This window comes from Shinella sp. HZN7 (genome assembly GCF_001652565.1).
Classification (GTDB): Bacteria; Pseudomonadota; Alphaproteobacteria; order Rhizobiales; family Rhizobiaceae; genus Shinella; species Shinella granuli.
This window is the reverse complement of record NZ_CP015736.1, coordinates 4,221,437-4,227,500: the sequence shown is the minus strand read 5'-3', so window position 1 is coordinate 4,227,500 and position 6,064 is coordinate 4,221,437. Positions and strand designations below refer to the sequence as shown.

The 6,064-nt window shown below is 67.6% G+C and carries 5 protein-coding genes (1 of these 5 only partly in view); 4 read left to right on the top strand and 1 reads right to left on the bottom strand.

All coding sequences use genetic code 11. The features are described 5' to 3' along the window. The 3 genes from hrpB to shn_RS20270 form a co-directional block, all read left to right on the top strand. Positions 1 to 2,048, top strand: the 3' portion of a protein-coding gene (hrpB, locus tag shn_RS20280; RefSeq protein WP_064332034.1) for an ATP-dependent helicase HrpB. 424 nt of this gene lie to the left of the window's left edge; only the last 2,048 of its 2,472 coding nucleotides appear in the window; its start codon lies off the left edge, out of view; its stop codon occupies positions 2,046 to 2,048. 223 nt (positions 2,049 to 2,271) lie between these two features. Then, positions 2,272 to 3,573 (top strand): ActS/PrrB/RegB family redox-sensitive histidine kinase, encoded by a 1,302-nt coding sequence (locus tag shn_RS20275; protein WP_064332033.1) that lies wholly within the window; start codon positions 2,272 to 2,274, stop codon positions 3,571 to 3,573. A 77-nt stretch (positions 3,574 to 3,650) separates the two neighbouring features. Beyond that, the gene (locus shn_RS20270; protein WP_064332032.1) at positions 3,651 to 4,220 is read left to right on the top strand and encodes an ActR/PrrA/RegA family redox response regulator transcription factor; all 570 of its coding nucleotides are present in this window, start codon (positions 3,651 to 3,653) and stop codon (positions 4,218 to 4,220) included. Positions 4,221 to 4,324: 104 nt separating this feature from the next. On the opposite strand, the gene shn_RS20265 is transcribed toward shn_RS20270, so the two are convergent. After that, positions 4,325 to 4,855 (bottom strand): MmcB family DNA repair protein, encoded by a 531-nt coding sequence (locus shn_RS20265; RefSeq protein ID WP_064332031.1) that lies wholly within the window; start codon positions 4,853 to 4,855, stop codon positions 4,325 to 4,327. A gap of 369 nt (positions 4,856 to 5,224) precedes the next feature. On the opposite strand from shn_RS20265, the gene shn_RS20260 reads away from it, so the two are divergent. After that, positions 5,225 to 5,887, top strand: a complete 663-nt coding sequence (locus shn_RS20260) for a L,D-transpeptidase (RefSeq protein ID WP_064332030.1) — start codon at positions 5,225 to 5,227, stop codon at positions 5,885 to 5,887. Positions 5,888 to 6,064: the final 177 nt, after the last annotated feature.

Here is a 6,064-nt window from a genome sequence, read left to right as displayed (position 1 = left end):
ATTTCGGCCTCGCGCTGGCGCTGGACGTGCAGGCGGCGCTGCGCGAGGATCTTCGCCTGCTCGTCATGTCGGCGACGCTCGATGTGGCGCGCGTCGCCGCTCTGCTCGACGATCCGCCTGTCATCGTCAGCGAGGGGCGGGCATTTCCCGTCGACATCCGCCATCAGGACCGGCCGGCGGGGGAGCGCATCGAGGACACGATGGCGCGCGCCATTGCCGAGGCGCATCGCGGCGAAAGCGGGTCGATCCTCGCCTTCCTGCCCGGGCAGGCCGAAATCACCCGCACCGCCGAACGGCTGGAGGGCCGGTTCGGAGCAGAAACCACGATCGTGCCGCTCTATGGCAATCTCGGCCAGAAGGAGCAGGACGCGGCGATCCGCCCCGCCCCCGCGGGCACGCGAAAAATCGTGCTGGCGACGTCGATCGCCGAAACCTCCATCACCATCGACGGCGTGCGCATCGTCATCGACAGCGGCTTGCAGCGCCTGCCGGTCTTCGAGGCGGCGACCGGCATCACCCGGCTGGAGACGGTGCGCGTGTCGCGCGCCTCCGCCGACCAGCGGGCCGGCCGCGCCGGGCGAACGGAGCCGGGCATCGCCATCCGGCTCTGGCATGCCGGGCAGACGGCGGCGATGCCCGCCTTCACGCCGCCGCAGATTCTCTCCAGCGACCTCTCCGGCTTCATGCTCGACCTTGCCTATTGGGGGGTGAGCGATCCCGCGGCGCTGCGGCTCGTCGACCAGCCGCCGGCCGCGGCGGTGGAAGAGGCGCGCAACCTGCTGCGCCTTCTCGGTGCGCTCGATGAAAACGGCACGCTGACCCCGGCGGGAAAACGCATTCGCGACCTCGCGCTGCCGCCACGGCTCGCGGCGATGATTTTTCATGCGGCGGCGGCGGGCGAACAGGCGGCTGCGGCACGGCTGGCGGTGCTGTTGACCGAGCAGGGGCTTGGCGGCACGGCCGTCGATATCGAGGAGCGGCTGCGGCGCTTCGCCAATGAGCGCGGGGAGCGGGCGGAGGCGGCGCGGCGGCTGGCGCAGCGCATGGCGGACGGGTTCGGCAAGGCGAAAGCCAGTGCCGCAAGCACGCCTGGCGCCTTGCTGCTGCATGCCTTTCCCGACCGCGTCGCGCTGCAACGCGGCGGGCGCGGGCGCTTCGTCATGGCGAACGGGCGCGGGGCGGAGCTTCCGGAGACCGAGCGGCTGGCCGGCGCCGACATGATCGTCGTCGCCGACCTCACCGGCCAGGCGGGGCGGCAGCGCATTCTCGCCGCGGCGGAAATCGACCGCTTGGATGTCGAGGCCGAACTTGCGAAAAATATCGTGCGGGAAGACCAGTGCGTCTTCGACCGGGCGAGCCGGCAGGTGCGCGCCCGCCGGGTCGTTCGCCTCGGGGCGATGATCCTCGAAGAAACGCCGCTTCCGCGGCCGAGCGGGCCGAAGGCGGCGCAGGCGCTGGCCGAGGGCGTGCGCCAGCTCGGTCTCGATATCCTGCCGTTTTCCCGCGAGGCGGCGCAGCTGCGCGACCGGATCGGCTTTCTGCACCGTTCGATCGGCGAACCCTGGCCGGATACCGGCGACGACGCGCTGCTCGCCACGCTCGACGCTTGGTTCGTGCCGTTCCAGGAAAACGCCCGCGGCCTCGACGACATTTCCTCGGCGCGCTTGCAGGAAGGGCTGATGGCGCTGGTGCCCTATGCGGCGCAGCGCGACCTCGCCCGGCTCGCCCCCACCCATTTCAAGGCGCCGACCGGCCAGCGCCACCCGATCCGCTACGACGGCGACGAGCCGGTGCTGGCGATCCGCGTGCAGGAACTGTTCGGGCTGAAGCAGCATCCGGCCGTCGCGGGCGGGCGGCTGCCGCTGCTGCTCGAACTCCACTCACCCGCCCATCGGCTGATCCAGACGACGCGCGACCTGCCCGGCTTCTGGGCGGGCTCGTGGCGCGACGTGCGCGCGGACATGCGCGGGCGCTATCCAAAACATCCCTGGCCGGAGGATCCGGCGGACGCCCTGCCGACGACGCGCGCCAAGCCGCGCGGGACCTGATCGCGCAATTTCCAGCAATTGCCCGGGGGTTTTGCGCAGAAACTTGCGGAAAGACAAATCGCTCCCGGCATTTTCGCGGTTTAGAGCCTTCCAGCGAAAGGGCGGAGCGCCTTGCGTCCCGCAGATGCTTGAGGACAAGCAGATGGAGCGTTTTCGCGATTCGAACACAAGCGGAAATGCTCTAGAAGGGCAGAAGCAGGTTTGCGAACGGAAGGACGGCGGGATGACGGGTTACCAGGACATCGACTTCGAGGGTTCCGGCCGGCGCCTGCGCCTCGAGACGATCATCCGGCTGCGCTGGCTGGCGGTCGCAGGCCAGTCGATCACGGTCATCGTCGTCGGGCTGTGGCTCGATTTCCCGCTGCCGCTGCTGCCGGCCGCCGTGCTGATCGCGCTGCTCGCAGCGGTGAACTTCTTCCTCGCCGTGCGGTTCTCGCCGACGCACCGGCTGACGCCGGCCTCCGCCTTCCTGCTGCTCGCCTTCGACCTGTGCCAGCTTACGGCGCTGCTCTTCATCACCGGGGGGCTTGCCAATCCCTTCGCGCCGCTCGTCTGCGTGCCGGTCATCATCTCGTCCTCGCTGCAGCCGATCCGCTTCAGCCTGCCGCTCGGCCTGCTCTCGGTGCTCGGCATCACGGCGCTCGCCTTCACGCCCTTCCCGCTGCCGTGGTTTCCCGGCACGGTGCTCGTCGTGCCGCCGATCCTGACGGCCGGCTTCTGGTTCGCCATCGTCTCGACCACGGCCTTTGCCGCCTTCTATTCCTACCGCGTGTCGCAGGAGGCGGCGGAGCTTTCCGACGCGCTGGCGGCGACCGAACTCATCCTCCAGCGCGAGAAGCACCTTTCCCAGCTCGACGGCCTGGCGGCGGCGGCGGCGCATGAGCTCGGCACGCCGCTCGCCACGATCAGCGTCGTGGCGCGCGAGATGGAGCGCGAGCTCGGCACGGACGACCGTTTCAAGGAGGACGTGCAGCTCCTGCGCAGCCAGAGCGAGCGTTGCCGCGACATCCTGCGCCGCCTCACCACGCTTTCGGCGGCGGACGAGGCGCATATGCGGGTGCTGCCGCTCTCCTCGCTGCTGGAGGAGGTGCTGGCGCCGCATCGCGAATTCGGCATCCGCCTCAACCTCGTCGAAATCGGCGAGCGCGAGAGCGAGCCGGTCGGCAATCGCAATCCCGGCATTCTCTACGGCCTCGGCAACCTCATGGAAAACGCCGTCGACCATGCACGCGAGGAGGTGACCATCACCGTCAGCCACACGGCGGAGCGGGTGACCATCGTCATCGAGGACGACGGCGACGGCTATGCGGCGGACATCCTGCAGCGCATCGGCGATCCCTATGTCACCAAGCGCCAGCGCGACGAGCGGGCCGGCGGGCTGGGCCTGGGGCTGTTCATCGCCAAGACGCTGCTGGAACGCTCCGGCGCGAAACTGACCTTTGCCAACCGCACCGGCGACCGGCCGGGCGCGCGCGTGTCGGTCGATTGGCCGCGGGCGCGCATGGAGGCCAAGACTGCAAAATGACTTTACCCACCCCGGCTTACGGGTGATAAGCTGATCCTCATCAAGTATGGACGACATTCGGCCACGAAAGACGAAAAATGGCAGAAAACACCGACTCCCACGCGGCAACCGACGATATCGGGCCTGATCCTTCCCTCCTCCTCGTCGATGACGACGCGCCGTTCCTGCGCCGCCTTGCGCGCGCCATGGAGACGCGCGGCTTTGCCGTCGACACGGCCGAATCGGTCGCCGAGGGCATCGCCAAGGCCAAGACCAACCCGCCGAAATTCGCCGTGGTCGATCTCCGGCTCGGCGACGGCAGCGGCCTCGACGTGATCGCCGCCATCCGCCAGCGCCGCGACGACACGCGCATCATCATGCTGACCGGCTACGGCAATATCGCGACGGCCGTGAACGCGGTAAAGCTCGGCGCGGTCGACTATCTCGCCAAGCCGGCGGATGCCGACGACATCTTCGCCGCGCTGACGCAGCGCCCGGGCGAGAAGGTGGAGCTGCCGGAAAACCCGATGTCGGCGGACCGCGTGCGCTGGGAACACATCCAGCGTGTCTATGAAATGTGCGACCGCAACGTCTCCGAGACGGCCCGCCGCCTCAACATGCACCGCCGCACGCTGCAGCGCATCCTCGCCAAGCGCGCGCCGAAGTAAGAGCGTCTCCGGCAAGCCCCTCATCCGGCGCTTCGGGCCACCTTCTCCCCGCCGGGGAGAAGGAAAGAGATGACGGCACCCCCACACGCTATTTCAAAAGGACATCACGCCGGCTCGTCGCGCTTCCCCGAGACGATGGCGGACATGTCCGGCCCGCCGCCCCGCGTGTCGGCAGCGAATTCCGCCAGCAGCAGCCGGCCCGCGGCGACGCGGGCGAAGGCGAAGGTGACGGATTTTCGCGTCGGCGGCGGCAGCCTGTGCTCCGGCGCCTCGCGCAGGATATGCGCGCCGTAGCCGTCGGAGAGGATCAGGCCGCAATCCTCCGGGAAGATGTCGAGCGGCACGCCCTTGTGCGTGGCGAAGAACAGCCGGTCCGAATGGCGGCGGTAGTCCGGCCATTTGCGGTCCACCTTGAAATCCTCGATCGACGTCTTGATCTCGACGATCCAGATCTCGCCCCGGTCGGAGAGGCTGATGAGGTCGGCGCGCCGGCCGCTCGCCAGCGTCAGCTCGGGCAATACCGCATGGCGCATCTCCGTCAGCATGCGCTGCACGCCGCGGCGCACCATCATGGCACGGTCGGACTGGCGTCCGTCGATCAGCGGATTGTCGTTGTGAATGGAAACGATCGTCATGGGTCAACCTCGGCGAATCGCATTCTACCCGCAAATGCGCGCCGCGAAAAAGTTAAGGGCGCCGCCTGATTCGAAAGGCGCGAAAGGTTCCCTTAACCGTGCCCCGCGGTTCCTGTGCGACTTCGGGCCAGCGCTGCGGAAGACCATTGAACGAGCCGGAAAGGCGTGCTTGTCCTGATCCGGACGCGGCGAAAGCGCCAGGCGGGGCAGGTCTTGTTGTTGCAAAAAAACAATCACCGGTCTTTTTGCTCAAGCACAGGCCCGCGCCGGAGCACACAGACTTGCATTGACTGGTTTAATCGAAAATAAACCATAGTCGATGAAAGTTCCGCGGCTCGGAACTTCTTAATTTCCTATCAAGAGATTCACATGCGTTTCCGCAATGCCCTCCTTCTGTGCGGCCTCGCAGCGGCCGTCACGCTCGCCGGCTGCTCTTCCTCCTCGACCTCGCTTCCGGGCGAAAAGGTGGCGACCAACGCCATCTTCACATCGGAATATGGCCCCGTTGAGGACAACGGCTATGCCCTGCCCGCGATCCCGATCAACAAGGTGAACACCCGGTTCCACCGCCAGATCGTCGACTACGCGACCAAGGAAAAGCCCGGTACGATCGTCGTCAACACGCCGAACCGCTTCCTTTATTACGTGCTGCCCGGCGGCAAGGCCGTGCGCTATGGCATCGGCGTCGGCAAGCAGGGCTTTGCCTGGCAGGGCGAGGCCTACATCGCCTGGAAGCAGGAATGGCCGACCTGGCATCCGCCGGAAGAAATGGCCGCCCGCCGTCCGGACGTCGCGCGCTACGTCAAGGAAGGCATGGGCCCGGGCCTGAAGAACCCGCTCGGCGCGCGCGCCCTCTATCTCTTCAACGAGAAGGGCCAGGACACGCTGTTCCGCCTGCACGGCACGCCGGAATGGGCCTCCATCGGCACGGCCGCCTCGTCGGGCTGCATCCGCCTGATGAACCAGGACATCATCGACCTCTACAAGCGCGTCCGCCCCGGCAAGGGCGCCCGCGTCGTCGTCCAGCAGTAAGCGGAAAAAATCCGCTTAAGAAAGAAGCCGCCGGATCGCTCCGGCGGCTTCTTTTGTTTTGCTTTGCAGCGCCCCCGGATGGGCAGCACTCCGGCCTCCCCACCACCGTCATCCTCGGCCTTGAGCCGAGGATCCACCGCCGCGCCCGGAGCGTGGATGGTCGGGTCAAGCCCGACC

Coding starts and splice junctions, on each gene's coding strand:
- shn_RS20275 (WP_064332033.1), top strand. CDS start 2,272: ATGACGGGTTACCAGGACATCGACTTCGAGGGTTCCGGCCGGCGCCTG.
- shn_RS20270 (WP_064332032.1), top strand. CDS start 3,651: ATGGCAGAAAACACCGACTCCCACGCGGCAACCGACGATATCGGGCCT.
- shn_RS20265 (WP_064332031.1), bottom strand. CDS start 4,855: ATGACGATCGTTTCCATTCACAACGACAATCCGCTGATCGACGGACGC.
- shn_RS20260 (WP_064332030.1), top strand. CDS start 5,225: ATGCGTTTCCGCAATGCCCTCCTTCTGTGCGGCCTCGCAGCGGCCGTC.